At 70.1% G+C, this 24704-nt stretch carries 25 protein-coding genes; 11 read left to right on the top strand and 14 right to left on the bottom strand.

Going from position 1 to position 24704, the window contains the following annotated elements; all coding sequences use genetic code 11:
* Window positions 1–251 (top strand): TetR-like C-terminal domain-containing protein (locus ACIBQ1_RS41015; protein WP_397285651.1); only part of this gene is annotated, 251 nt, incomplete at its 5' end.
* Window positions 252–670: 419 nt separating this feature from the next.
* The gene (locus ACIBQ1_RS41010; RefSeq protein WP_397285649.1) at window positions 671–2635 is read left to right on the top strand and encodes an exo-alpha-sialidase; all 1965 of its coding nucleotides are present in this window, start codon (window positions 671–673) and stop codon (window positions 2633–2635) included.
* 31 nt (window positions 2636–2666) lie between these two features.
* On the opposite strand, the gene ACIBQ1_RS41005 is transcribed toward ACIBQ1_RS41010, so the two are convergent.
* The gene (locus tag ACIBQ1_RS41005) at window positions 2667–4295 is read right to left on the bottom strand and encodes a serine hydrolase (RefSeq protein WP_397285647.1); all 1629 of its coding nucleotides are present in this window, start codon (window positions 4293–4295) and stop codon (window positions 2667–2669) included.
* 207 nt (window positions 4296–4502) lie between these two features.
* Between ACIBQ1_RS41005 and ACIBQ1_RS41000 the strand changes: the two genes are divergently transcribed.
* A complete protein-coding gene (locus tag ACIBQ1_RS41000; RefSeq protein WP_397285645.1) occupies window positions 4503–5495 on the top strand; it encodes a helix-turn-helix domain-containing protein in 993 nt (330 codons plus the stop codon).
* Window positions 5496–5563: 68 nt separating this feature from the next.
* Here the strand turns inward: ACIBQ1_RS41000 and ACIBQ1_RS40995 are convergent, their stop codons facing one another.
* The 5 genes from ACIBQ1_RS40995 to ACIBQ1_RS40975 all read right to left on the bottom strand — a co-directional run bounded on the left by ACIBQ1_RS40995 (window position 5564) and on the right by ACIBQ1_RS40975 (window position 9163).
* Complete coding sequence (locus ACIBQ1_RS40995; protein WP_397285643.1) at window positions 5564–5782, bottom strand: hypothetical protein; 219 nt, start codon at window positions 5780–5782, stop codon at window positions 5564–5566.
* Between the two features lie 223 nt (window positions 5783–6005).
* Window positions 6006–8288 carry an FUSC family protein gene (locus tag ACIBQ1_RS40990; RefSeq protein WP_397285641.1) on the bottom strand — a complete coding sequence of 761 codons (2283 nt, stop codon included), beginning with the start codon at window positions 8286–8288 and terminating at the stop codon, window positions 6006–6008.
* Between the two features lie 27 nt (window positions 8289–8315).
* The gene (locus tag ACIBQ1_RS40985) at window positions 8316–8492 is read right to left on the bottom strand and encodes a hypothetical protein (protein ID WP_397285639.1); all 177 of its coding nucleotides are present in this window, start codon (window positions 8490–8492) and stop codon (window positions 8316–8318) included.
* Window positions 8477–8674, bottom strand: coding sequence for a hypothetical protein (locus ACIBQ1_RS40980; protein ID WP_397285637.1), 198 nt, complete (start codon window positions 8672–8674; stop codon window positions 8477–8479). The genes ACIBQ1_RS40985 and ACIBQ1_RS40980 overlap by 16 nt, the downstream gene beginning before the upstream one ends.
* Window positions 8675–8731: 57 nt before the next feature.
* Entirely contained in the window at window positions 8732–9163 is a 432-nt protein-coding gene (locus ACIBQ1_RS40975; protein WP_397285635.1) for an OsmC family peroxiredoxin, read from the bottom strand.
* A 239-nt stretch (window positions 9164–9402) separates the two neighbouring features.
* Between ACIBQ1_RS40975 and ACIBQ1_RS40970 the strand changes: the two genes are divergently transcribed.
* Window positions 9403–10365, top strand: a complete 963-nt coding sequence (locus ACIBQ1_RS40970) for a Dyp-type peroxidase (RefSeq protein WP_397285633.1) — start codon at window positions 9403–9405, stop codon at window positions 10363–10365.
* An 85-nt stretch (window positions 10366–10450) separates the two neighbouring features.
* Here ACIBQ1_RS40970 and ACIBQ1_RS40965 read toward each other — a convergent pair whose 3' ends face one another.
* Complete coding sequence (locus ACIBQ1_RS40965; protein ID WP_397285631.1) at window positions 10451–10687, bottom strand: helix-turn-helix transcriptional regulator; 237 nt, start codon at window positions 10685–10687, stop codon at window positions 10451–10453.
* Window positions 10688–10733: 46 nt separating this feature from the next.
* Complete coding sequence (locus tag ACIBQ1_RS40960) at window positions 10734–13901, bottom strand: amidohydrolase family protein (protein WP_397285629.1); 3168 nt, start codon at window positions 13899–13901, stop codon at window positions 10734–10736.
* 128 nt (window positions 13902–14029) lie between these two features.
* Here ACIBQ1_RS40960 and ACIBQ1_RS40955 point away from each other — a divergent pair, with 128 nt between their 5' ends.
* Complete coding sequence (locus tag ACIBQ1_RS40955; RefSeq protein ID WP_397285627.1) at window positions 14030–14593, top strand: DUF1152 domain-containing protein; 564 nt, start codon at window positions 14030–14032, stop codon at window positions 14591–14593.
* A 66-nt stretch (window positions 14594–14659) separates the two neighbouring features.
* On the opposite strand, the gene ACIBQ1_RS40950 is transcribed toward ACIBQ1_RS40955, so the two are convergent.
* Both ACIBQ1_RS40950 and ACIBQ1_RS40945 read right to left on the bottom strand, forming a co-directional pair.
* A complete protein-coding gene (locus ACIBQ1_RS40950; RefSeq protein ID WP_397285625.1) occupies window positions 14660–15241 on the bottom strand; it encodes a DinB family protein in 582 nt (193 codons plus the stop codon).
* Between the two features lie 192 nt (window positions 15242–15433).
* Window positions 15434–15769: a hypothetical protein gene (locus ACIBQ1_RS40945; protein WP_397285624.1), complete on the bottom strand. Its 336-nt coding sequence runs from the start codon at window positions 15767–15769 to the stop codon at window positions 15434–15436.
* A gap of 348 nt (window positions 15770–16117) precedes the next feature.
* On the opposite strand from ACIBQ1_RS40945, the gene ACIBQ1_RS40940 reads away from it, so the two are divergent.
* Entirely contained in the window at window positions 16118–17083 is a 966-nt protein-coding gene (locus ACIBQ1_RS40940; RefSeq protein ID WP_397285622.1) for a hypothetical protein, read from the top strand.
* Window positions 17084–17154: 71 nt separating this feature from the next.
* Window positions 17155–17310, top strand: coding sequence for a hypothetical protein (locus tag ACIBQ1_RS40935; RefSeq protein ID WP_397285620.1), 156 nt, complete (start codon window positions 17155–17157; stop codon window positions 17308–17310).
* Window positions 17311–17362: 52 nt separating this feature from the next.
* Here ACIBQ1_RS40935 and ACIBQ1_RS40930 read toward each other — a convergent pair whose 3' ends face one another.
* Window positions 17363–17521: a hypothetical protein gene (locus ACIBQ1_RS40930; RefSeq protein WP_397285618.1), complete on the bottom strand. Its 159-nt coding sequence runs from the start codon at window positions 17519–17521 to the stop codon at window positions 17363–17365.
* A 401-nt stretch (window positions 17522–17922) separates the two neighbouring features.
* Between ACIBQ1_RS40930 and ACIBQ1_RS40925 the strand changes: the two genes are divergently transcribed.
* From ACIBQ1_RS40925 to ACIBQ1_RS40915, 3 genes are all read left to right on the top strand, one after another.
* A complete protein-coding gene (locus tag ACIBQ1_RS40925) occupies window positions 17923–18609 on the top strand; it encodes a TetR/AcrR family transcriptional regulator (RefSeq protein ID WP_397285616.1) in 687 nt (228 codons plus the stop codon).
* 288 nt (window positions 18610–18897) lie between these two features.
* Window positions 18898–19674, top strand: a complete 777-nt coding sequence (locus tag ACIBQ1_RS40920; protein WP_397285614.1) for a DUF899 domain-containing protein — start codon at window positions 18898–18900, stop codon at window positions 19672–19674.
* Between the two features lie 296 nt (window positions 19675–19970).
* Window positions 19971–20300 (top strand): transposase, encoded by a 330-nt coding sequence (locus tag ACIBQ1_RS40915; protein WP_397285612.1) that lies wholly within the window; start codon window positions 19971–19973, stop codon window positions 20298–20300.
* A gap of 154 nt (window positions 20301–20454) precedes the next feature.
* Here ACIBQ1_RS40915 and ACIBQ1_RS40910 read toward each other — a convergent pair whose 3' ends face one another.
* The gene (locus tag ACIBQ1_RS40910; protein WP_397285610.1) at window positions 20455–20943 is read right to left on the bottom strand and encodes a DUF1062 domain-containing protein; all 489 of its coding nucleotides are present in this window, start codon (window positions 20941–20943) and stop codon (window positions 20455–20457) included.
* Between the two features lie 545 nt (window positions 20944–21488).
* On the opposite strand from ACIBQ1_RS40910, the gene ACIBQ1_RS40905 reads away from it, so the two are divergent.
* Entirely contained in the window at window positions 21489–22364 is an 876-nt protein-coding gene (locus tag ACIBQ1_RS40905; RefSeq protein ID WP_397285608.1) for a hypothetical protein, read from the top strand.
* A 61-nt stretch (window positions 22365–22425) separates the two neighbouring features.
* Here ACIBQ1_RS40905 and ACIBQ1_RS40900 read toward each other — a convergent pair whose 3' ends face one another.
* Both ACIBQ1_RS40900 and ACIBQ1_RS40895 read right to left on the bottom strand, forming a co-directional pair.
* The gene (locus ACIBQ1_RS40900) at window positions 22426–23967 is read right to left on the bottom strand and encodes a nitrilase-related carbon-nitrogen hydrolase (protein WP_397285607.1); all 1542 of its coding nucleotides are present in this window, start codon (window positions 23965–23967) and stop codon (window positions 22426–22428) included.
* A 74-nt stretch (window positions 23968–24041) separates the two neighbouring features.
* Window positions 24042–24701, bottom strand: a complete 660-nt coding sequence (locus tag ACIBQ1_RS40895; RefSeq protein WP_397285605.1) for a response regulator — start codon at window positions 24699–24701, stop codon at window positions 24042–24044.
* Window positions 24702–24704 lie beyond the last annotated feature (3 nt).

Here is a 24704-nt window from a genome sequence, read left to right as displayed (position 1 = left end):
CCGACGACCGCCCAGGCCTGGCAGCCATCGAGATCACCCAACGGGTGTTCAAGGCCTGCACCGACGCCGGCCTGACCAAGATCACCGACCCCTACTTGGCCACCCTGTGCCTCTGGGGCGCCCTGCACGGCCTGCTCACCCTCCGCGCCGCCCGGCCCACCGTGCCCTGGCCCCCACTCGACACCCTCATCGACACCCTCATGACCACCCACCTCGACCTCCCACGAGAGCCCGACCAGCGCGGAGGGTGACTCGCCGGCTCGGGCCGAAGCGGTGGACGCGCTTTCGCATCCCGGAACCGGGGTGGACCGGCACTTCCGAGTGAACCGGTCGTGCAGCATTTGACCCGGACCCCCGCCGCTGCGGCCGGCCGACAGGCAGTACGCGGCATTGGCGCCGGAGGATGAATTTCCAAGGCGGGCAAGGTGATCGGCATCTCCCTCGTCCGGTGAGATGATCTACCGAACGCGTCCGCCCCGCACCCGCTCCTGACTGATCGCCGGCCCTTGCCCCCATCCCCCCTTGCCGGAGGCAGCACATGTCGCAGCCTGATTCCCACCGCTCCCCCATCGGGCGCCGAGCCTTCGGTCTCACAGTCGCCGCAGCGTCGTTGGCTGCCGCGCTCGGCCCCGCCTTGCCCGCGAGCGCGACGGGGTCACGGCGATCGGCGGTGCCGTTCGACGAGACGACGCTGTGGGACAACACCGTGGATCCGCTGGAGAGTTACCACGTTCACGGGCTGGCCGTGCTGCCGGACGACACTGTCCTGGTCGTCACGGAAGGCCGGCACGAGGTCTGCGACGCGGGCCCCCGAGACCTGCTTGTCCGCCGTAGCCCCGACGGGGGCGACACCTGGGAACCCACGCAGACGCTGCTCGCCTCGGTCGGCGGCCGGTCGTGGGGAAACCCGACTTTCGTGCTCGACCGGATCACCGGCGGCATCTTCCTGTTCTACATGCTCTCCATCCGACTGCCGGAGAACACCGGCTGCTCCGGCGACATCGGCGATCTGTACATGATCTCCAGTGGCGACGGTGGTCGCACCTGGAGCGCACCGCGCGACATGTCGGGCCTGTTCGCCCACTTCCCATACGGATGGACACTGCACGGCCCCGGCCCTGGACACGGCATCCAATTGGATAACGGCCGGCTGCTGCTCAACTGCGCCCACCGCCGCGCGGTCACAGGCAACACTGTTACGGAACGCTACTACGGCGTGGCGTCGATCTACAGTGACGACCACGGCCGGACCTGGCATGCCACAGGTGAGGTGCCGGTCTCCGTCGCCTACCCCGTCAACGAGGCCAGGCTCGTCCAGAGGTCCGACGGCACGGTGCTGATCAACGGCCGGGCCGCGGCGGGCGGCAACCGGCAGCGGATCGTGTCGGTCAGCGTCGATCGCGGGCTGACCTGGTCGCCGCCGCGTCTCGACGGGGCCACCGGCACGTTCAACGCCGTGGACGCGAGCCTGCTGCGCTACACCGGCGGGCCGGGCGCGTCCGACGTGAGCAGGGTGCTGTTCAGCCGCCCCGACTCCCCCGTGCGCACCAACCTGACCGTATCGATCAGCTACGACGACGCGCACTCCTTCCGCTACAGCCGGGTGATCAACGAGGGGCGGTCGTACTACTCAGAACTCGGCCGGCTCTCCGATGGCAGGATCCTGCTCGTGTACGGCCGTGACGGCGACAACCCCAGCTTCCCCCGCCGGGTGGTCATGTGCCGGTTCACGCTCGAATGGCTGAGCAACGGCCGTGACAGCTTGTCCGGAGGGCCCGGCTACACCGAACGGCTCCTCGATCTCACCACCACCGCCTCCACGTCGGGCGGCACCATGTCCGTCGTCCAGGACCCCGTGGCCCGTGGAGGGAAACGGGTGGTGTTCACCTCGTCTCAGACCGGCGCCTACGTCGAATACACCGTGAACGTCCCGACACCCGGCACCTATGAGCTGCTGCTGCGCTACTTCCGGAGCGCTGCCGGAGGTCTGGTCACCGTCTCGGTCGACGGTCTCAAGCCCCGGGCCGCGCTGGTGGACACCACCGCCGACCGGGCCGACGGCTACGACGTCGCACAACTCGGCAGCCTCGAGCTGACATCCGGCTCGCACAAGATCCGGTTCACCGCGTCCGGGGTGGGCCGCGGCGGCGGCAGGCTGGTCTCGCTGGACACGCTGAGCTTGATCGACGCGCCCTCGCAGCCCGACGTCCGGGAGGAGGCGGTGGTCGACAACGACGAGCTCGGCTACGAGGTGATCAGCGGCACCTGGTCGGCCAGCTCAAGCGTGCCGGGCTACCGGGGCGGCGACTACCGATGGGCGCCCCCCGGCACGGGCGACCATGTCGTCCGGTGGCGGCCGGTGGTCCCGCACACCGGCGACTACGAGGTGCAGGTCTCGTTCACCGGGCATGCGAACCGCGCGAGCAACGCGCCCTTCACGATCCGCCACGCCGGCGGGACCACGCTCGTACGGATCAGTCAGCGCGGCAGCGGGGTGACGGAACCGCGCGGGGGCTCCTGGGTCTCGCTCGGCACGTTCCGCATCCCCGAGGGGGTGGGCCGGATCGAGCTGAGCAACGCCGCAGATGGGGTGGTCATCGCTGACGCCGTCCGGCTGCTCCGCCCACCCGGGTAACGGCTGCCGCGGACGGCAGTGCGAGGAGCGGCTACTTCGCGGGGAGGCCGATCGCGTTGGCCGCGTCGGCCTCGAAGTATTCCGTCGCGGCGAAGGCGCCGGCGTGATCCTCGAAGAAGCTCCTGACGCCGTCGATCGAGTCATGAATGATGACGTTCACCGCCTTGGTCCCGTCGGTGCTCGCCACCGCCAGCGTCCACCTGGCGCCCTTGGGCAGCCGGCCGTACGCCTTCTTCAGGGAATCCCAGAAACCGTCGTTGTCGGAAATCTTGGAAACAGCCATGACGTGCATCGTGGCATCCTCCTCATTGACTTTCGGATTTACTCGGCAATTGGTGTGGAGATACTGTGCGGCACCGTTCTTGAAGCCGTAGATCGCAACGGTCTGGGGGTCTTCGAGCGGATCGTCCGAAGGCATCAAGAAATGGGTCTCGCTGATCGGGAGCAGCTCGTAGTCGAGCTGTTCCGGTTTGTTGAGGAGTTGCGCCTCCATGGGGTTCAGGGTGAATTTGAGGTGGAGCTTCCCGCGTTCGGCCGCCACTTCGTAGCGGGTGCCGGGGCGCTCGTAGGAGCCTTCGTACCTGGACAGATCGAGGGCCAGGGTCGGGTCGGGCTCCGGTAGACCGGGGATCGTGACCGCGCCGAGGTCGGCCAGGATTTCGTTGAACACTTTCCGGTAGAAGCCGTCGCGCGGCCCGGCGTTCGCCAGCATCGAGACGGCGATGTTCGATTCCGGCAGGATCCGCAGGCGGGCGCTCTGGCTGACGGCGCTGCCGTCGTGGGCGTAGACGGTCTGGCCGTGCCAGTCGCACACGATGAGGCCGAGCGCCCATTCCGGCCCGAACATGTACGGGTCAGGTATGGGGACCCGCGACTCCGTCATCTCGCGGATGATGCCGGGTGAGACGATTCTGGTCCCGTTCGGCGCCTTTCCCTCGTTGAGGAAGACGTACGCCATCGTGAGCAATTCCCGGGCGGTCGTGCTGACGTTGCCTCCGGGGCCGAAGGAGCGCGGCAGGTGACCCAGCGGTGACAGGACGGGCCCCTCTTCGAGGGATCGGATCAGGTATCCGGTCGCGGCCCGATCCTGGTCCACGTGCTCGCGCCGGCTGCTCGTCGAGGTCAGCCCCAAGGGGTCGAACAGGCGATCCTTCATGATGCCGTCCCACCGCCGGCCGTCGATCACCTCCATGACGCGGGCGAGGATCGCGTAGCCCAGGGCCGCGCTGTAGCCGTGGGTGTGGCCCAAGGGGTGGACCTGGCGCGCGCCGGTGATGTTCTCCACCATGCGCTCGTACACGTCGTCGTCCTCGCCCGGATCTCCGTAGTCCTCCTCGATGCCGTTGGTGTGGTTGAGGAGCCGGCGGGGTGTGACCTTGGCGCTGACGTCGGGGTCGGCGACCCGGAAATCAGGGAGGTAGGTCCGCACCGGCTCGTCCAGGGCGACTTTCCCCTCGTCGACGAGCTGCATGAAGGCGAGGGCGGTCCATGTCTTGGACACGGAGCCGCACTGGTAGACGGTGTCGGTCGTCGCGGGCTCCCGCGTGGAGATGTTCTTGACGCCGACGGCGAAATCGGTGATCTCTCCGTCGCGCAGGACGCCGATCGCGGCGCTCGGGATCCGGTATTCCGCGAGCAGCTCGGCGACGCGAGCTCGCATCCGGGTCACATCCAACGCTCTTGCCATAAGGGGGTTCCTCGTCTCGCCCGAACCTTTCCAAGGGGGAAAAGGCTACGTTGCATTTCAAGTCTGGTCAACGAAAAGTCGCACCGATGACCTCGAAACAGCAGGTTTTCGCGTCAATCGTTGCAACAACATTGTTGATAAATGCAATTCATATCGATCGGCCGTTGCAATGTACTGTTGGTGAACGCACCCGTGGACCCGAACCGACAGGAGGGCGTGCCGATGCCCGGAGGCAGGCTGACCCACGAGAATCGCCGGCAGATCGCGATCTGGCTGGGCGAAGGGCTGGGATACGCCGAGATCGCCCGGCGGCTGGGCAGGCCCACGTCCACGATCAGCCGCGAAGTGGCACGCAACAGGGCGCCCGGCGGCTACCTGGCCGACCGCGCCCAGCAGACCGCCGGGCAGCGAGCCCGCCGCCGCAGACCGGTTCAGGCCACGGAGCCACCGGCCGACGGGCGGCCGGCCGAGTCCGTGCGCGGTTTCGTGGAGCAGTTCGCGACGCTGCTGGTCGGGACCGGACTTCCCCGGATGCCCGCTCGCGTGTTCGTCTGCCTGCTCACCTCCGACTCCGGGGGCCTGACGTCCGCCGAGCTCGTACGCCGGCTACAGGTCAGCCCGGCGTCGGTCTCCAAGGCCATCGGCTACCTCGAGGCGATCGAGCTGGTCAGGCGTACCCAGGATTCCGGCCGCCGCGAGCGGTACGTCATCGACGACGACGTGTGGCTCCGGGCGTTCAAAGCCGACACGGGGGCACACGCCGAGGTCGCGGCGGCCGCGCGGCACGGGATCGAGATCTTCGGCTCCGGCACGCCCGCCGGCACCCGGCTGGGTCAGATGGCTCAGTTCTTCGCCTGGATCAGCGAGCAGATGAACGACAGCGGCCTCACCGACGCCGTCGTGCGCGACGCGCTGACGGTGCTGGCCGCGCTGGTGTACGCCGCTCGGCCACTCACCGTGGACGACCTCGCCACTGCGCTGGACTGGCCCGTGCGGCGGGCGGTCGACGCCCTGGACGCGATCGGCCGTCGCCCGATCCTCTCCGACCCGCTCGCCGTGGAGCAGGTCGGGCGCGGCGCGTACGCCATCGCCCCGAGGCCGGACCGCCTGAGCTCCACACAACGCGACGCGCTGATCGCCGGCCCGCGCCCGACCCGAGGGACTCGGAACTGACTTCCGAGGATGTGCGTGCCACGCTCGCCGGGCTCCCGAAACGGCTTCAGGCGGAGCGGTCGCAGAGGTCATCGACGTACGCGCGCGTCCACCTCGGGCAGCGTCCAGGGCAGGAAGCTTGCCCGGTAGATGATGGAGGCGACCACCCGGTCGATGACGTCGTCGCCGCTGAAGGTGCGTCCGGGCCTGGAGTCGAAGCCGGCTGCTTCCGCCCGCCGGTCGCGCGGGCAGTCCGGCTCGTTCTCACCGGCCGCGGCGGCCCCGCCACACAAGAGGGCGGCGTTCACCGGGATGCCGTAGTGGCTGATCAGCTCCTGCGGTGGAGCTCGGGGAGACGCTCATGTTCGTCTTCGCTCCGAACACCGGCTGGGTCAACGCGGCCCGCACCATCCAAGGCCTCGCCACCGGCGCGGCCACGAGCGCCTTCTCCGCCTCGGTCGTGGAACACGCCCCGGAACGCCGCAAGAGAGGTCTGGTCTGCAATGGAGTTTCTGCCGGCAGTGGCGCCGTTCACCGGCCTCGACGGCGCGACCATGTCTTCGCGGCCGCCGCGATGCCGGGCTGAAGCCGCCGTACCGCCTCAAGATGGTCGCCGGTCCAGAGGACGCGGACGCCCGTCCCCGTCGCCCGCCCGTCCACGCCGTACAGGTCCCGGCGGACCGCTTCGACCAGCCTGCCGATGTTCCGCCGGTCGGACGGCAACGGCTCCGGCACCGGCCCTTCGCCGGCCAGCCCGTCGGCGAGACCTCCGTACCACCGGAGGACCCGCTCCGCCATGAGCGACAACTCCTGCCGCGCGGCGGCACGGTCCTCGATCGGCAGGACGCCCGACGACCGCCGCCACAGCTCCAGGACCGCGTCGGCGGCCAGGCGGAGCCCCACGACACCGGTGACCAAGGTCGTCATCTCGCCCAGCGGGACGGGCTTCGAACCCCGCTCCGCCAGGTACGTCCGGAAGGCGTCGTCGAGCCGGCGGGCCGCGGCAGCCGCCCGTCGGGCCTCCCCCGGAACCTCGGCGGGCTCGGACCCGCAGCGGGACACCGCGTAGTCCACCGCGCCGACCAGGTAGCGGGCACTGTCGGCGTACGCCTGCGCCAGCGCCCTGCTGACGGCGGCCGAGGCGCCGCGCGGCCAGAAGAGCAGGCCCACGACCAGGCTCACGGCGCAGCCGAGCGCGATGTCCTCGATGCGGAACAGGATCACCGACCAGCCCTCCGGCTGGGCGAGGTTGAACAGGATCACCAGCGTGAACGTGAAGGCCGCCTGCCCGGCGGCGAACGAGACCGCGGCCGGGAGGATGCCCGACAGCAGCACCGCGACCGGCAGCAGGATCCACAGCAGAACCGTGTCGTGCCCGATGAGCTGGAGCAGAGCGGCGCCGAGAACCGAGCCGGCCACGGTCCCGCCGAGCGCCCTGAACACGTTCTGCCCGGTGTTGAGAGCGTTGGAGCGCAGCACCGACAGCGTGCCGAACATGATCCAGAAGGAGTGCTGGACACCGGTCACGTCGGCCAGCGCGCCCCCGATGCCCAGCCCGACGGCGCCGCGGATGCTGTTGTGCAGCCAGACCGAGTGCGGTTCGACGTGCGCGGCCGCGCGCTCCCTGGCGCTGGCAAGCGGGCCGGTCGGCGACTCGGGTTCGCGGCCGAGCAGGCGGTCCAGCCAGCCGCGCCGGTCGGCTGCCTGAGCGATGTCGACGTTCCGCGCGATCTGCAGGACGGCGAAGGCCACCTCCTGGGCCCGGAAGGACACATCGAGGCTGTCGACGAAGGTGTCCAGGCCGGCCCCGCCGTCTGCCGTGCCGTCAGGAGCCGGCAGGCGGTTGACGGCCCCTTCCTCCAGCGCGACCAAAGCCCGGCGAAGCTCCTCGGCCCGGACGCGCAGCCGGTCCGACGCGGAGCCCGGACTTTCGAGGGTCTGTGCCGCCAACTCCAGCGCCGCGGCAGCGGCCTCGCGTACCACTGAGGACTCCGGGTCGCCCCTCGGGCCGTCCTCGACCTTGGGGCCCGACTCGACCAGAATCGCGCTCAGCCAGGTCAGCTCGTCGACGAGGCGGACCAGTGCCCGGGACCCGGTCGACAGGCCCGTGGGCCGGTAGGGGGTGGCGGTGAAAGCCTCCCGGAGGTTCCGCGCGGCCGACTCGGTCTCCTCCCCGAACGCCCGGCACTGCGCGAAGGCCGGGCCACCGGCTGGATCCGCGAAGTGATCCGCCTCGGCCCGCAACTGCCTCGCCGCGGCTCGGCAGACCTGCGCCGCCGGCGCGCTCAGCGGAGGGGCCGGCGTCCTCGGCCACAACGACGAAACCGCGATCATGGCCGCTCCGGCGGCGAGCATCACGCCGATCAACCGATCGGGCAGCTGCGACAGCGGCGCGGCCGCCGAAACCGGCAGGATGAACGCCAGCAGAAGCGACGTCGTCGCGCCGGCCAGCACCGAGCTGACCACGCCAGAGAAGATCACGACGAGGCCCACCGCGACCGTGCCCGCCGCCGCGCTCCAGACCGAATGCGCCGCGAGCGTGCCCAGCGTGACCAGCACGAGCCACGCCGCGGCCAGCGCCGCATGCGCCCGCAATCGCTCCGCCACGGTCCCGGTGAACTCAACCAGGAGCAGCATCGCGTACGCGCCGTACGCGGCATAAGTGCCGGTGACCGGCGCGTGGAAGACCTGGGTGCAGAGCGCGAACAGGGAGGGCATCACCAGCGCGGTCCGGGCCGCGCGCCGGGTGGCGGCCAGGTCCGGGTCCCGGCGCCGCAACCACGCGGCGAGCCGACGTATCGGGTTCGTTGTCATCCGCATCCGCCCTGCCGCTCGCCCGTTTCAGTCGCCGGCCGCGACGTGCCGCAGAAGGGCCAGGACCTCGGCGTCCAGGCCGCGGGCGACGACCACGGACTGCTCGTCCTCGTACGCGGAGATGGAGCTTGCGAGGGTGTCGTAGACGAGGCGGGTGCCGCCGTCACCGGTCTGCTGCACGAGGATCGTCACGGGACAGCGCACGCCCACCTCCGGCATGTCGACGAGCAGCCGGAGCAGGCGGCCGACGTCGGCTCGTGCGGCCCGCCGCCTGCCTCGGAGCTGCCGACGGCGTCGCGGATGTCCTCGATGACGGCGGCGAAGGGTCGCCGGGTGTTGATGATGTGCCGTTCGAGGGGGATCCGGAGCACGTATTCGCTCGCCACGGTTCTGGGCGCCTCTCCTTCTGGTGCCGCGCACGGCGACGTGGGGACCGACGCCCCTCACTCACCGGCGAGGCTCGCCTGCAGAGTCACTTCGGGTACGCCTGCCAGCGCGCGGCTCACCGGGCAGTTCGCCTTCGCCACCTCGGCGAACCGTTGGAACTCGGCCTCCCCGAGCCCGGGCACCCTGCCGGTCGTCACCAGCTCGATCTTCGTGATCGTGGGGGCGCCGTCGACCGGCCGCAGCGTCACCGAAGCGGCGGTCTCGATCGACTCGGCGGGGACGCCCGCGCCGGCGAGCGTGCTGGCGAGCGCCATCGAGAAGCAGGTGGCGTGGGCCGCGCCGATGAGCTGCTCCGGGTTGGACCCGGGGCCGCCCTCAAACCGGGACTTGTAGGTGACGCCACCGGCGATGCCGTCGCCGGCGGTGAAGCTCCCGGACCCGCTGGGAATGTCGCCGTTCCAGATTGCGTGCGCCTTCGAGACAGGCATGAGTTCCTCCCGATTTCAGGTTCGGCGTGCTGACTGAAGCAATCGTTCCCGGCGGGCGGCGGTCCATGACATCACTCATGGACGTGAGTCGACCAAGGAAGTCAGGGACCTCTCAGCGGAAGGCGAAGACGGTGAAAGCCGCGAGCTGAAGTCGGAGATGGGATGGGCCTTGAACGCCTCCGTCACCGCGGCCCGGATGTCCCTGATTCCAGGTCGGGTGGCATCAAGGAGGCGAGCCCGTGTCAAAATCCCCACGTGGCAGAATCCGCGACCCAGAACGTGACCGGCCCGCTGACCTCGGCGGCGCTGTTCCTCGTACTCACCATCGATCCCGGCGGCGAGCAGCAGGTGCGAGACACGCTGGCGGCCCTGGCGTCGCTGCGCCGCGCGGTCGCCTTCCGCGACCCGGACCCCGAGTCCCTGAAGGCCGTGGCCGGGATCGGCTCCGACGCCTGGGACCGGCTCATCTCAAGCCCTCGACCCGCACACCTGCACCCCTTCGCCCGCATCAAGGGCCCCGTCCACACCGCCCCCACGACCCCGGTGATCTCCTCCTGCACCTTCGCGCCAACCGCATGGACCTGTGCTACGAGCTGGCCGACCGGATCCTCGCGCGTCTGACCGGCGCGGTGACGGTGGCGGACGAGACCCACGGCTTCGGGTACTTCGACTCGCGGGACCTGCTCGGTTTCGTCGACGGCACGGAGAACCCCGAGGGAGCCGACGCCGCGGCATGGGCCTACGCATCGGCCGCTCAGGAGCCGGACTTCCCAGGCGGCTCATACGTGGTCGTGCAAAAGTACCTGCATGACCGCGCGGCCTGGAACGCCCTGTCCGTGGAGGAGCAGGAGGGGGCCATCGGCCGTACCAAACTCGAGGACATCGAGTTGGACGACGATGCCAAGCCCGCGAACGCGCACATCGCCCTGACCGTCATCGAGGACGCCGACGGCAACGAACTCAAGATCGTGCGCCACAACATGCCGTTCTTCCGGCACAGCGACCGCGCGTACGGCACCTATTTCATCGGGTACGCCGCCGACCCCGCGATCACCGAGCAGATGTTGCGCAACATGTTCCTGGGGACCGGGGAGGCGTCCCACGACCGGATCCTCGACTTCTCGACGGCGATGACCGGCGGGCTGTTCTTCGTTCCGCCCGCGCCGTTCCTGGACGATCTGCCGCCGATGCCGGGCTCCTAGCCGGCCCCGATCCCGCGCCGAACCCCAAGCCGGCGACTCCGGCCCGATCCCGGCGCCGCGCGAGCGCGGGTGGGCGCTCGCCTCTTCAGTCTGCGTTCACCGCCACGCACTGCTGGCGGAACTGGCGTGGTGAAAGGCCGTAGGCGCTGCGGAACGCCTGGCTGAAATGCGCGGCGCTGGTGAAGCCCCAGCGGGCCGCGATCGCGTTGATCGGGCGGGCGGCCAGGAGGGGATCTGCGAGGTCATGCCGGCATTGGTCCAGGCGGCGTTCGCGGATCCAGCCGGCGACGGTGTGCCCTTCCTGTCGGACGGGATCCGTCAACTTCCGTCCAAGGGTGCTCCGGCAGTCGCGGGTCCGTTTCGGCAGGCTAGTGGTCGTCGCAGCAGGAGGTCAGGGCTTTGCGCAGTTCGCCAGGCTGGTTCCACCACTGGTCCGCGGTGCTTGAGTGGACGGGGACGCGGTCCTTGACCCTGCCGGCAGGCGCCGAGGCCGCCGGTGCGGGCTGGTCGGTGGTGGTGGAGGACGGGTACGGTGCGAGGAGTTGCGCGACGGTGTGGTGCCTGCCGCCGACGAGAACGGCGGTGACGTTCGCGGCGTCCTGGATGCGGGACAGCGGATCGCCGTCGACGATGGCCAGGTCGGCGTGCATGCCCTTGGCGATCCTGCCCAGCGGCTGGCCGAGGCACGCGCCGGACGTGCTGGTCGCGGCGGTGAGCGCTTCCAGCGGCGTCAGGCCGAACTTGACCATGGCGCGCAGGTTCATGTGCAGGCTGACGCCGAGGTGGTCGATCGGCGCGTCGGTGCCGACGGTGACCACGCCACCGCCGCGGACCATCGCCACGAGCTGCGCGACCTGATGGCCCAGGTTGGTGAGGAGCACCTGGATCGCCGCCGGGTCGGCGTTGCGCGCCGAGTCGACCGACGCTTGCAACGCCTTCATCCGCCACTTCGGGTAGAGCCGGCTGACTCGTTCGTCGGTGGCCAGCGAGGTGTCCTCCCGGTAGAGGGCGCTGGAGTTGAACAGGGTGGGGGTTCTGGCCATCCTGGACGCGTTGAACATGGCGATGACGTCGGAGTAGGCCGAGCCGACGTTCGTGACGGTGCGCGAGTAGCCGAACCGGCTGGTGGCGCCGACGTGCTCGGTCTGGTCGCCGCCCATGGCGATCGCCGGGTAGTGGTAGTGGGAGGTGACCGGCCTGCCGCGGCGGTGGGCCCAGTCGATGACCTCCTTGTGCCAGACGACCGGCAGCCGCACGTAGCACTTCATCAGGTCGTAGTCGAGGGCGTCGGCCCGTTCGAGTTCGAGCCGCAGCTGGTCGTGGGAGAACGTCGGGCGCATGAAGTTGTAGTAGATGCGCGGCCCGTCGATGGCCTCGCCGGTGCCGAGGTAACGCGGCGCGAGCCGGGCGCCGGACTGCACCGACTCGCGCTCCTCGGCCATGTGGTAGGCGGGCGAGCCGGGGGAACGCGTCGTGGTGACGCCGAGGGCGAGCCACAGCGGCCCCTGCCGCGAACCGTAGGCGTAACCCTGCATCTCACGGTGATGGTGGATGTCGATCAGTCCGGGCATGACGAACCGGTCGCGGGCGTCGATCAGGGTGCCGGGCCGTCCGTCCCGGTGCGGCTCGACCGCCACGATGCGCTGGCCCCGTACGACGATGTCGACGTCGCGGGCGACGGTCGCGGAGACGCCGTCCCACATGCGCCCGGCGTGGACCACGACCTGTCCGGGGCCGGTGTCGTTGCGCCAGGTCAGCCGCATCGGGATGGACCGCGCCGACGTGCCGTCGACGCGCACGCTCCTCAGGCGCCCGCCGTTGAGATAGAGGAGGGTGGCGGAGTCGCCCGCCCAGACGGGGGCGTCGGACACCTCCCGGGTGACCTGATGGGCCGGGCCGGTGGGCCGTCCGGTCCTGTCCACCGGCAGGACCCACAGCAGCGACTCCATGGCGAAGGCGAGCTTGGTGCCGTCCGGTGACCAGACCGGCCCGTCGTCACCGCGGGTCTGCAGGGAACGGTGTGGCGCGGGGTCGATGTACGTGCCGGCGCCGGTGGCCCGATCGAGGAGCAGGATCTTGGACAGGCCCTCACGGTAGCGGCGTGAGTACGGCACGACCGCGGCCAGCGCGATCGTCCTGCCGTCGGGTGACCAGGTGGGCCGGCCCGGTTCGAAGGTGGCGTCGAAGACCTTCTGGACGTCGCCGGTGGCCACCTCCAGGACCCAGAGTGCGCCGTCCTGATCCAGGTACGCGATCTCCGTGCCGTCAGGCGACCACCGGACGGACAGGGCGGCGGAGTCGGTCAGCCGGGTGAGCTGACGGTCGGTGCCCGCGCTCAGGTCGCGGACCCAGATGTTGAGCGTCCCGGTGCGGTCGGTGACGAACGCCAGCAGTCGCCCGTCAGGGGAGAAATCCGGGTCGGCCTTCCACCATCGGTCGCGGAAGAGCGGCTCGGGCTTTTCGCCGATCCGCATCAGGTAGATGTCGTTGAGCGCGCGGAAGGCGATGGCCGACCCGTCAGGGGACACGGCCGGGCTGCCGATTCCGACGACGGGGAACGAGCCGGGCGCGTCGAAGACCCGGACCTTCTTCTCGTACTTCGGGGTCGTCGTGGTCAGCGCGGCCGTGAAGCCGACGGTGCCGGCGGACGTGGAGTCGAGGCGGCGAGTCCGGATGGTGCCGGCGGAGGTGTAGAAGTAGCGGCCGTCCGGGGCGAACCGGGCCCGGAACGGGAAGACCTCTTCGCCGGTGACGAGCGTACCCGTGGTGCTGGTCAGGTCGTTCGCGCCCGCGTGGAAGAGGTGGTAGGCGAGGTCGCTGCCGTTCGGCATCCAGGACGGCTGGTGAATCACCTGACCGGCGGGGACCGTGGCCGCGGTGCCGCGCGCGCCGGAGGCGACGTCGATGACGTCGATCCTGGTGTCGGCGACGACGAAGGCGATCTTGGTGCCGTCGGGCGACCAGGCCGGTTCGTACTCCTCGCTGGAGGTGTCCGTCAGGGCGCGGGTCGTTCCGGTGGCGACGTCGAGCAGGTGGATCCCGTAGCTGCCGCCGGCGTCGGAGGAGTAGGCGATGGTGCGCCCGTCGGGGCTGTAGCGGGGCTCGCGGTGGTCGAACGGGCCGTTGGTCAACTGCTTGATCGCGGACCCGTCGGGCCGGATCGTCCACAGGTCGAAGACGCCGTCGCGGTACGACTGGAACACGATCGTGGACCCGTCGGGGGACCAGTCGGGCTGGGCGATGTCGTACAGGTCGCTGGTGAGACGGCGGGCGGTGCCGCCGGAGGCGGAGCACACCCACAGGACACCGAGCAGGTCGAGGGCCAGCACGCGGCCGTCCGGTGAGGGCGCGACGGCGAAGTCGGTGCCGGACGTGATGGACGTCCTGCCGACGCCGCCCCTTACGGCGGCCCTGGCCGGTGGGGCGGTGACGGGGGCCATCGCGGCGGCGAGCGCGACGCCGGCGCCGCCCGCCAGGACGGCCCGGCGGGACATCGATGCGGAGATCGGGGCGACAGGGGTGGAGTGCGATTCCATGGGGTTGTGATCGCTCCTCGGCTGGGATCTTCTGCAGTTGATCACCCGGTCAAGGGATCGGTCAAGACCGGCCGGGAGGCGGGGTCAGGGAGGCTGTTGTCGCGACAGCCGGCTACGCGGTCGTCCTGGTGGACGGCGGCACCGACATCCTCATGCGCGGCGACGAGGCCGGTCTCGGCACCCCGGCCGACGACATGACGAGTCTGGCCGCCGTCCACGCCCTCGACGTCCCCGAGAAGATCGTGGCCTGCCTGGGCTTCGGCGTGGACGCCTATCACGGCGTCAACCACGTACAGGTCCTGGAGAACCTGGCAGCACTGGAACGCGAGGGCGCCTACCTGGGCGCGTTCTCCGTCTCCAGGTCCACGAAGGCGGGCGCGCTCTACCTCGACGCCGTCGCCCACGCCCAGGCCGAACTGCCGGCGTACCCGAGCATCGTGAACGGCTCGATCGCGGCGGCCGTGCGCGGCGAGTTCGGGGACGTGCGCTTCACCGACAGGACGAAGGGCAGCGAGCTGTTCGTCAATCCGCTGATGGCCATCTACTTCGCCGTGGACCTCGACGCGCTGGCCCGGCGCTCGCTCTACCTGGACCGGCTCCGGGACACCGTGCTCATGCGCCAGGTCGTCTCCGTGATCGAGGCGTTCCGCGACGAGGTGACGCCCCGCCCGCCGAAGGCGTTCCCGCACTAAGGGCGGACCGGGACGGCGGTGTCCTCGATCGCCTGCCGGCCCTTTGGGCGAGGAACGGCGAGGTCGCTACTGGCCTACGCGTCCGTCGATCCGCTCGCGCAGCAGGTCGACGTGACCCATGTGGCGGCCGTACTCCCAGATCATGCCGACCAGCACCTCGCGCAGCGACATCGCCCCTCCACCGCTGCCGTGCTGGTTCAGGGGATCGTCGCCGGTGACGTCGAGACTGGCCGCCTCGGCCACGAACCGCGTGGCGAAGTCCACCTCCGCACGCCATGCGTCCCACGCCTCGGCAACCACCTGAGGGTCGGGGACGGCACCGTCGAAGTCACCGTCACGGTCGGTGCCGGAGCAGTACAGCCGGGGCGCCTCCTGTCCCGCCATCATCACCTGGAACGTCGAACGCTCGACCTCGGCGAGGTGTCGCACCAGCCCCAGGAGTGACATCGTCGACGGCTCGACGGAACGCCGCGCCATGGCCTCCGCGTCGAGACCCGCACATTTGATCTCCAAGGTGAGGCGTGCGCAGCGCAGTGCTTCGACCAGCGTGGCGCGCTCGTCGCCCAGCGTCGGTCCGTTCTCACGCGGGTCGTCGTCGGACGGCTTGCCGTCCGCGGTGAACATGTCGGCTCGTCGAGTCGTGGCCATGGCGGCAATCATCGGCGACGCTCATGGTGGCCGGCAACGGATTAACGGCACACGGGTTCGGAAGCCCTGTGCCGGCAACCGGCACGTGCGCCGATGCCCCTGGCCGGCGTCGGTGGGCCGGGCGGTACAACCTGGCCCCCGCGCCCTGGCGGCGCGCGGGGGTCTGGCTCGGGTCGGGGGATGAAGCTCTTGTCAGACCGAGTATCTGCAGGTCAATGCCTGGCTGGCGCCCTGTGCATAGCTGAGGAGGGTGTAGGTGGGGTTGAAGTACGCGCACGCGGCGGAGGCGCTTCCGCTTCCGGTGTAGGTCATGCCGGAGCCGCCGCTGCTCCAGCGGTAGCAGCTCAGGCCGCCGTTGTAGAAGCCGATGGTGGAGGAGGAATTGACCTGGGCGGAGCAGTAATCGCCGAGTGAGAGCGGACTGTAGGTCACCTCCACGACTGCCGCCTGCGCTGGTGCGGCGGAGATGGACAGCGCGCCGACACCGGCGAGCAGGGCGGTGAGGAGGGCAGGGACACGACGAGTCACGAGGACCTCCGGACAGTAAGGCGCCGAGCCGGTGAGGCAGGGCGTCCACGCGCCGCAGGAGCGTGATGGGGCATCACGCACCGCGATACGCTGCATTGATCGTAGTATTAAATAGGAAAGCTTCCTATGCAATAGTTGGAAATCCGCACGGCGGCCCGCCTGGTGGCCGTGGCGAAGGCCGGACGAAATCCCGGCGCCGCGAACCCGGCCGCGCCCGCGGACGCGCCGGAGACCTGGAAGACGGCAAACGTTTACGGTCCGGCAATCCAAGATCATCCAGTTGGTCGCCGATGATCTTTACGTTTGCGGCGTTTGTGCAGCTCCACTCACCTAAGTGGAAGGACACCCATGCGCATTTCCGCTCGGGCATTCGTCGTCACCTTGGCGACAGCCCTGGCACTCAGCAGCGCGACCGTGGCCGGCACTCCGGCCATCGCGCAGGAAGACCCCGCCCTGGCGGCCCTCACCCAGGTGGTGCCCGAACTCGTCGAAGAGGCCAGGACGACCCCGCCCACCGAGATCCCGGACGGCGACGTCCAGCGGCCCTTCGCCATCGCGACGGACCCCGACCGTACGCTGGTCGCGACCGTCAGCGAGACCGACATCGGCATCGGCATGCCGGAGGCCGACGGCGCCGGCAGCCAGCCGCTGCCCGGCCTGGTCACCTACGCCGCCAAGCAGCCCAGCGTGGCCTACGCCCACCAGCGCACCGGCCAGATCGCCCGCGCGCTGACCATCATCAAGAACGCCTCGGCGCCGACCGAGTACCGCTTCCCGATCTCCGCCCCCGAGGGCAGCATGCTGGAGGTCGAGGACGACGACGGCACCGTCCTGATCTACCAGGACGACATCTACATCGGCGAGATCGACCTGCCCTGGGCCAAGGACGCCAACGGCAACCCGGTGCCGACTTCGTACCGGGTGGAGGGCATGACGCTCATCCAGACGGTCAACCACGCGGGCGCCGCTTACCCCGTGGTCGCCGACCCGGCGCTCAAGCTGCAGTGCGAGTGGTGGAAGGCCATGTGCCGGGTGATCTTCTCGAAGAAGCTCACCAAGAAGATCCACAGCGCCTGGCTGTACGGCGGGGCCGCGGCCGCCGCCGAGGTCCTCAAGGCCTCCTGCGACAAGATCAAGAGCGGCAGGATCAAGCTGATCTGCAAGGTGGCGGTGGTGACGGGCATCGCCTCGTTCATCTACAAGATCAGGGAAGCCGCCAACAAGAACCAGTGCTTCGCGATCCGCGCCCAGTACGTCCCGGGCGGGCCGATCGTCTGGGGCGAGGTCCGCAAGAAGAGCTGCCAGAGCAAGTAACCCCGCACCATCCCGACGCCCCCGCCAGGTCCGGCGGGGGCGTCGCCCTACGCGCACCTCCCGGAGCACCCATGCTTGCCTTCCTGCCACGGGCCCTCGCCGGTGGCCTCGCTCTCCTGCTTCTCCCCCTCGCCGTGCCCTCGTCCCCGGCCGCGGCCGAGCCACCTGCCGCCACGCCGTCGCCGACCACCACCGCCGCGACGTCCGGGGACGAACGCGTCGAGTAGGGGTGGCTCCAGGCTGAGTGCATTCGTGAGCCGGGTGGCGCGCCTTCTACAGTCAAGGCGTAGTGAGTCGAGGCCGGAGGATTCGAGCCATTTCGTCGACGGTCCTGGTCATGGCGGCGGTGCCGAGGGGGCGGACCCAGAACAGGACACGATCGACGCCCGCGGCCGCGTAAGCGGCGACGTCGTCGATGTCGCCGCCGAACAGCGTCACGGGGATCGGCTCGTCGGAGCCGGGGTTTGCGGACGGTCCGCTTGAACTCGGCGATGTGGTCCAGGATCCGGTAGGACTCGCGGCCGGGCAGGACGAGCTTGCGAAACCCCTCGGTCAGGCCCGCCGCCTCCAGCGCCGGCCGGCCGTTCCAGGGGTGGATGTCAAGCAGCCCGCCCTGACGGCGCGCGGCCGGCGAGGGCTCCGCCTCATAGACCGTGGCCGGGACGCCGTGCACGTGCAGCACGCGGGCCAGCACCAGACCGCCCAGACCTGCTCCGATGATCGTGACCGGTGTCGTCATGATTTTCCTCCCCAAGCTCGCCGGATCCTCGTTTGGATCGTTGCTCCAACACGCTAGCAGGACTTTGGATCGGCGATCCATTCGTGCCAGACTTAGGACCATGGCGAAGAGAACGGGGAAGGGATCTCCGCGGACCCCGCGGCGTACGGACGGACTTTCCAGGGAGCTGATCGTCCAGGCCGCGACCGACCTTCTGGACGACGGCGGCGAGACCGCGCTGACGCTGCGTGCGCTCACCGCCCGTCTGAGCACCGGCTACGGAGCGATCTACCACCACGTCGCGGACAAGAGCGACCTGCTCGCGGCAGCCACCGACGACATCATCGCCCGCGTGCTGGCCGGCGTGGTCATCGATGCGGACCCGCGGGAAGCTCTGCGTGGCGTCGCGCTGGGCCTGTTCGACGCGATCGACGCACACCCCTGGGTCGGCGCCGAACTCTCCCGGCAACCGTGGCGGCCCGCGCTGCTGGAGTTCTACGAGAGCATCGGCAGGCTGCTGGACGCGCTCGCCGTCCCCGAGCGAGCGCGCTTCGACGCGGCCGGCGCCCTCGTGAACTACGTCCTCGGCGTCGCCGTGCAGAGCGCCGCGAACACCCGGCGCCGCGCCGGCACCGACACGGACCGAGCGACCTTCCTGGCCACCGTCGCCGACCAATGGGCGCAACTGAACCCCAGCCAGTACCCGTTCGTGCACGAGGCCGCGACGCGGCTGCGCGAGCACGACGACCGCGATCAGTTCCTCGCCGGCGTCGACATCTTCCTGGCCGGTATCGCGACCCTGCGTTAGCCGACCACAAGCGACCGCCGCCCTCGCGGCGCGTTGACCACCGAACCAGCGCGACGAGGACTGGCCCGCCGCCGGCTCGCCCGGTTCGGGCCGGCCGCGGTCGACGACTTGCGATGGCGGACCGACTGGACCAAGACCACCGTCCGGCACGCGTCGCGCGAGCTTCCCATCACGCCGTCGACCCGCGAGGCGGCATCCCCCTGCCGCGATGAGTTCCGTCCGGGTCGCGGGTCTGTTCTGATGACCGTCGCAAGACGCTGCCCGGAACGAGACACCACGGAGGACACCATGACGACCACGCCGAGCGACCCCACCGCAGCGCTGCCCGGCCGCCCGCCCATCGTCGACCTGGCCACCTGGCAGGCCACGCGTGACGAGCTTCTGGTCCGCGAGAAGGCCCACACCCGCGAGGGCGACGCCATCGCCGCGGCCCGCCGCCGGCTGCCGATGGTGGAGCTCGACGGAACGGTCGAGGTCGTCGGACCCGGCGGCCCGGTCCCGTTCCTGGACCTGTTCCAGGGGCGCGACGAACTCGTGGTCTACAAGCACATGTGGTACGACGGCGCGCCGCACCAGGGGCAGTGCGAGGGCTGCACCACCACGGCCTGGCACCTGAAGGACACCGTCTACCTCAACGCCCGCGGCGTCTCGTTCGCCATCCTGACCACGGGCCGGTGGGACGAGGTGGCCTCCTACGTCGAGTTCATGGGGTACACCCAGCCCTGGTACTCGGTGCGCGATGTGGAGGCGCCGGTCGGCGGCAGCATGGGTTACCTCACCTGCTTCCTGCGCGACGGCGACCGCGTGTTCCTCACCTACTCCACGACGGGCCGTGGCAACGAGCGGGTCAACGGGTCCCTCGGCCTGCTCGACATGACGCCTTACGGCCGCGGCGAGGCATGGGAGGACAAGCCCGAGGGCTGGCCGGAGGGGAGCCACGCGTCCTGGCGCTCGGACGCGGACGGGAACACCACCTGGGGCCCGACCAGCCGCCCCGTGCCGCAGTGGACCCGCCCCGGCGCGACCCCCGTGCAGAGCCTCGGCCGGCACGACCACCACCACTGACAGGCCTTCGCCAACGGCACGGGCAAGGGTGTCAGGTGCCGGGCGGAACCTGCGGACGATACGAGGGCCCGCCCGCGCGCTCGGCCGGTGGGCGGTTCGCCCCGGAAAGCGAAGGAGTCCTGGTGGGAGGGGGCTGTCCTGGCTTGCCGGTCCTCCAAGGAGACGGGATCGCCTGGCGGGCATTCGCCGTACCAGAGCGTCTGCATCCTGTTGCGCCGGTGGACCCGTGCACGGGCGTGGCGCCGGATCCACGCACCGCTGCGTGAACGTGCGCGTCCGGCCGGCGGGCGTGCCCGGTGCCGATCGCGGTCGTGATCGACTCCTCGGCCGTCCGCGCCGCCGAGGCCGTCCTGACCGCCGGCAGCGGATACGACGGCGGGAAGCAGATCAACGGCCGCGAGCGGCACGTCGCGGTCGGCACCGGCGGGCCGCTTCCGGCCGTCGTGGTAACGACCGCCTTGTTGCGGGACCGCGACGGTGCCGTTCCGCATCACCGCCGCGCGAGGCGTCCTCCACGAACACCCTGGTGCGGGCCGACGCCGGGTACGCAAGCCGGTTGGTCCGTGACGCGCGCAGGATCTGGGACCTGGCCGCAGCAATCGTCAAGCGCCCCGACCAGGCCCTGACCTGCCGGGACATGTTCGTCCCCGAGCCCGCCATCTGCCTCCACCGGCCCGCTCCCCACACACCGTGGCCGCCCGGCGGCGACTCCATGCCTCCGGAGCCGCCGCCGGACGAAGCGGATATCGCACGGACGCTTGAGGGGATCGCGCGCCGCGGCTACATATCCCCTGCCATCACGGTGAAGGTGAACCCGGCGCTCGTCTGACGGCGCAGCGGAATGTCGCACTTGATCCGGCGCAGCACCTCGTTCCTGCTGAGGCCGAGCCCCCGCGCGATGAGCCGCTCCGGGCGCACCGGCACCGGATCCTCGAAGACGACCTCCACCTGGACCGGCCACGCCTCGTCGGTCCATGCCGACGAGGCGTCCAGCTGCCAGGCCCCCTTCCAGTCCAGGGTGAAGCGATTACGCCGGGCGAACAGCGGATCCAACAGCCTGGACGCCACCAGCTCCGGATCGTTGGCGTGGTAGCCGTCGAGCTCGGCCGGATCGAAGGATCCGACCGGCACCCGCTCGTGCACGGTGAGCTTGCTCGTCCGATCGCAGGACACGCAGCGGACCAGCAGCCACACGTCCAGCAGCTTGCGATTGGCGTTGACGCGGAACCTGCCCTCGCCGGTGGTGGCCGACTCCGACCGACAGTCCACGCACCGCAACGACAGCAGAGGCAACCTGGTCCGACGAACGACCCAGGGCAGCACAGTATGAGGTTGTGAAGACATGATCTCTCAAGACCTGACACGAGGCCGATTGCGCGCGACCTCAAACGCTGAATGACCGGGTGCACACGGGCAGCCCGGCAGAGCCGACGGGAAGGTCGGCTTGAAGGTGAGCTGAAGAAGGTGTCAGGTCTGAAGAGCAGGCGGGGTCACGCGGTTTTGTCCTCTGTCCTCACTGCGACGGGGCCGCAGGCAACCTACGGCAACACGGAAGCAAGACTCAACCGGTTTTCCGGGGGCGGTGGTCCCTGGCCCTTGAGTTCACCCCAGCGGGTCCGCCGCCGGATGGCCCGAGCCCATCATCGCCGGCCTACGCCGCCGCGGCGCCGGCTTCCGCCCCCTCAAGGAAGCCCTCGACAGACACCACCGAAAGCCTGGCCGTCGCCTGGGCGACCACCGGGCACCCGTCACGCGCCGAGACCGTCGCCGCGCGGATCGCCGAAGCCCACTATCGGGGTGAGGCGTTCGCCGAAATGGCCCGCGAGATCGCTGAGACCAACCCCTTGCAGGCGCGGTGGTGGCTGAACGCCTCTTACCAGAGCGCCCTCGAAGCCGAGCCAAGCCAGGCTGTCCCCACAATGGGAAAGATCGCAGCAACCTGGGCCTCCGTCGGCCCCGGCACCGCACGCCAGGCCGCCCAGTACATCACCGGCCATGCCGATGATACGTACCTGGAGCCATCGCAGCTGGTAATGGCCGCCGAAGACGTCGTCGTCGCTGACCCGGACCTGGCCTCGCGCCTCATCGACCTCGCCGAGACCCGAGCGCGACAACCCGGCAAGGGGCGGCTCGGCAACCGTGATCTGGAGAGTGTGGCCAAGACCCTGATGGCCGTGGCGACAGCATGGGCCGACTCCAGACCTGAACGAACCGATCCCATCCTTCGCCACCTGCTGGAGGCGGCCCTGGCCGCACAATCGACCGCGTACCTGTCGATCACTGAGACCGCCGCACCGAACCCACAGGCCGTCGAGCAACTCCTCCGGGAATACCGCGGTCCCGGCCGGGATCATCTGCTGTGCACCGCGGCGTCAGTGTCCGCGGCGACCGATGCCCACCGCGCCGAACAGCTCACCCAGGAGATCACCGACGACGCCCTGCGGTACGCGGCACTCGACATCCTCGCTACATCGATCATCAAGCAGGCAAACAGGTGCGGCTGTCGGCCCCTCCGCGAAGCGCGACCCATAGCGCCGTACCCGTTGGCCAGGCCCAACCCGTCGAACAGGTCGCCGATACGCCAGGGCCTGACGGCGAGAACGCTGTCCCGAATTCTGAACCAGGGCCGTCCCCTCATGATCTCTCCGTACCCCGGCAGAGGTGGTCAGGCCGCCAGTCAACGACGGTGAAGTCGATCTCCTTGAGTTAGGGGGTTGAACGCCGCCGGGTGAAAGCGGCAGCACCGCGTGCTCAGATCCGCTTCGGCCGGGCGGCCTGCCCGGCCCGTCGTGGCCGTAAGAGCGGCGCGCCCAGGGTAAGGGTGAGCACGACGATGCAGAGCCAGGCGAACCAGTCGCCGAGCCGCGTGTACAGGGTGGCCGCGGCAGGCGCGGGAAGAGCGGTCGTGACGGTGACGAATTCGGCGTCCGTGGTGGCCGCCTCCGCCACGATGCGGCCGCTGGGATCGCTGACGGTCACCTGCCCAGCGCGCGGGACACGGGCGATCGCGAGCCCGTTCTCCACGCCCCGCACGACGGCGATCCGGCTGTGCAGCCAACCGTCGTCGCCGAAATCCCAGGCGGGGGCGTACAGCGCGGTCGCGCCCGCGGCCCGGTAGGAACGGACGAGGTCCGGGTAGTCGAGGTCCTTGCAGATGATCAAGCCCCATTGTGTGTCCGGCGCGAAGGCCAGATCCTTGCCTGGACGCAGATCGTCTTCCAGGCCGGGAATCAGGTGATGTTTGGTGTATTCGACGGGCTCGCCGCCGCTCGCGGGGAAGTCGAGGGCCACGTTGTAGAGGGCGTCACCCCTGGACCTGACCAGCCCGGCCACCACGTCGACCCGATGGGTGCGGGCGATCCTGGCGAGGGGCCGGGTGAGCGTGGGCAGCGTGTCGTCGTCGGCGAGGAACGTCTTCTCGGGCAGCACCACCACCCGCGCGCCGTCCGAGGCGAGCCGCTCGATGCGGGAGGCGTACCGGTTGACGAGGTCGCGGCCCTGCGGGGAGTCCAGCGCGATGACGTCGTTCGGGTGGTCGGTGGAGATCAGCGCCACCTTCTCACCCCGCGGGGCGGGCGCGGTGCGCAACCGCCACCCGCCGTAACCGAGGGCCAGCAGGACCACGGCGCCGAAGACCGCCGCCACCCGGACGCCGTCCGCGCGCGGGCGCGCCCCGGACGCCTCTCCCCCGGCGGACCGAGCGATCACCCCCCGCACGTGCGGAGTCGGAGACGGCCCCGGGCCGCCCGCCCGGGACCGGATGAGGCCGGGGCGGAGGACGACGGCGATGGCCGATGGGACCGCCATCAGCAGGAACGTGATGCCCCAGACGCCGGTCGCCGACGCGGTCTGCAGCACCGGCAGGACGTCCGCCTGCGTGTAGGCCAGGCTCCACCAAGCGCCGTGCGGCAACGCGAGCGAGACGGCATACTCCGTGACCACCCAGGCGGCCGGCACGACCGTGGCCGCCGACAGCGGGCGGCCACGCAGGAGAAGAGCGCGGAAGGCCGCGACCGTCAGACCGAAGATCAGCGCCGTGCCCAGTTGGCTGGCCGCGACGACGGGCAGCGGCATCTCGACGACGTCCAGGAAGTACGGCCACATGGCCACCTGACCCACCGCCCAGGCGAAGAAGCCCGCGATCGGCGCCGTGCCCGCGTCGACCCTCGGCGCCAGCAGAAGCACGGGAAGCGGCGCCAGCCAGGTGAGCCACCCGATCGGGTGCAGCCCGGTGCCGAAGTGAAACAGCGCCGCCGACAAGGTCGTGGCCGCTATGGCTTTCCAGATTTTCATGGCGACGATCCTGGCCCCATGGGTGCCCCCGGGTCGTCGGACCTGGGGGCGAACTTCGGCGTCAGCCCGGAGGACTACTCTCCGGCCACGACCAGCCCCGACTCGTACGCGAACACCACGGCCTGCACCCGATCACGCAGCCCGAGCTTGGCCAGAATGCGGCTGACGTGCGTTTTGACGGTGTGCTCGCTGACGACGAGCTGGGCCGCGATCTCGGCGTTGGAGCTGCCGCGCGCGACCAGCCGCAGGGTCTCGGCCTCACGTTCGGTCAGCAGGTCCAGCCGTGCCGCCAGCCGAGGGGCAACGCCGTGGCCAGGACGCCTGACCAGATCCTCCACGAGACGCCTGGTGACAGCCGGGGCCAGCAGCGACTCCCCCGCCGCCACCACCCGCACGGCGTGGGCCAGTTCGTCACGGCGGATGTCCTTCAGGATGAAGCCGCTCGCTCCTGCCCGCAGCGCACCGTACACATACTCGTCGACGTCGAACATCGTCAGTATGAGCACCTTCGCCGACGTCGCCGCGCAGATCCGCTCGGTCGCCTCCACGCCGCCCATTCCGGGCATCCGCATGTCCATCAGCACCACATCGGGACTGAGCTCGACCGCCGCCGCCACGGCCGCCTCGCCATCGCCCGCCTCCCCGACGACCGTGATGTCGGGCTGTGCGTCGAGAATCATGGTGAAACCCGCGCGGAACAGGTCCTGGTCGTCCACGATGAGCACGCGCACCATGTG

This window comes from Nonomuraea sp. NPDC050153 (genome assembly GCF_044460125.1).
Classification (GTDB): Bacteria; Actinomycetota; Actinomycetes; order Streptosporangiales; family Streptosporangiaceae; genus Nonomuraea.
The sequence above is the reverse complement of the archived record's forward strand: the minus strand, read 5'-3'. Positions and strand labels throughout refer to the sequence as shown.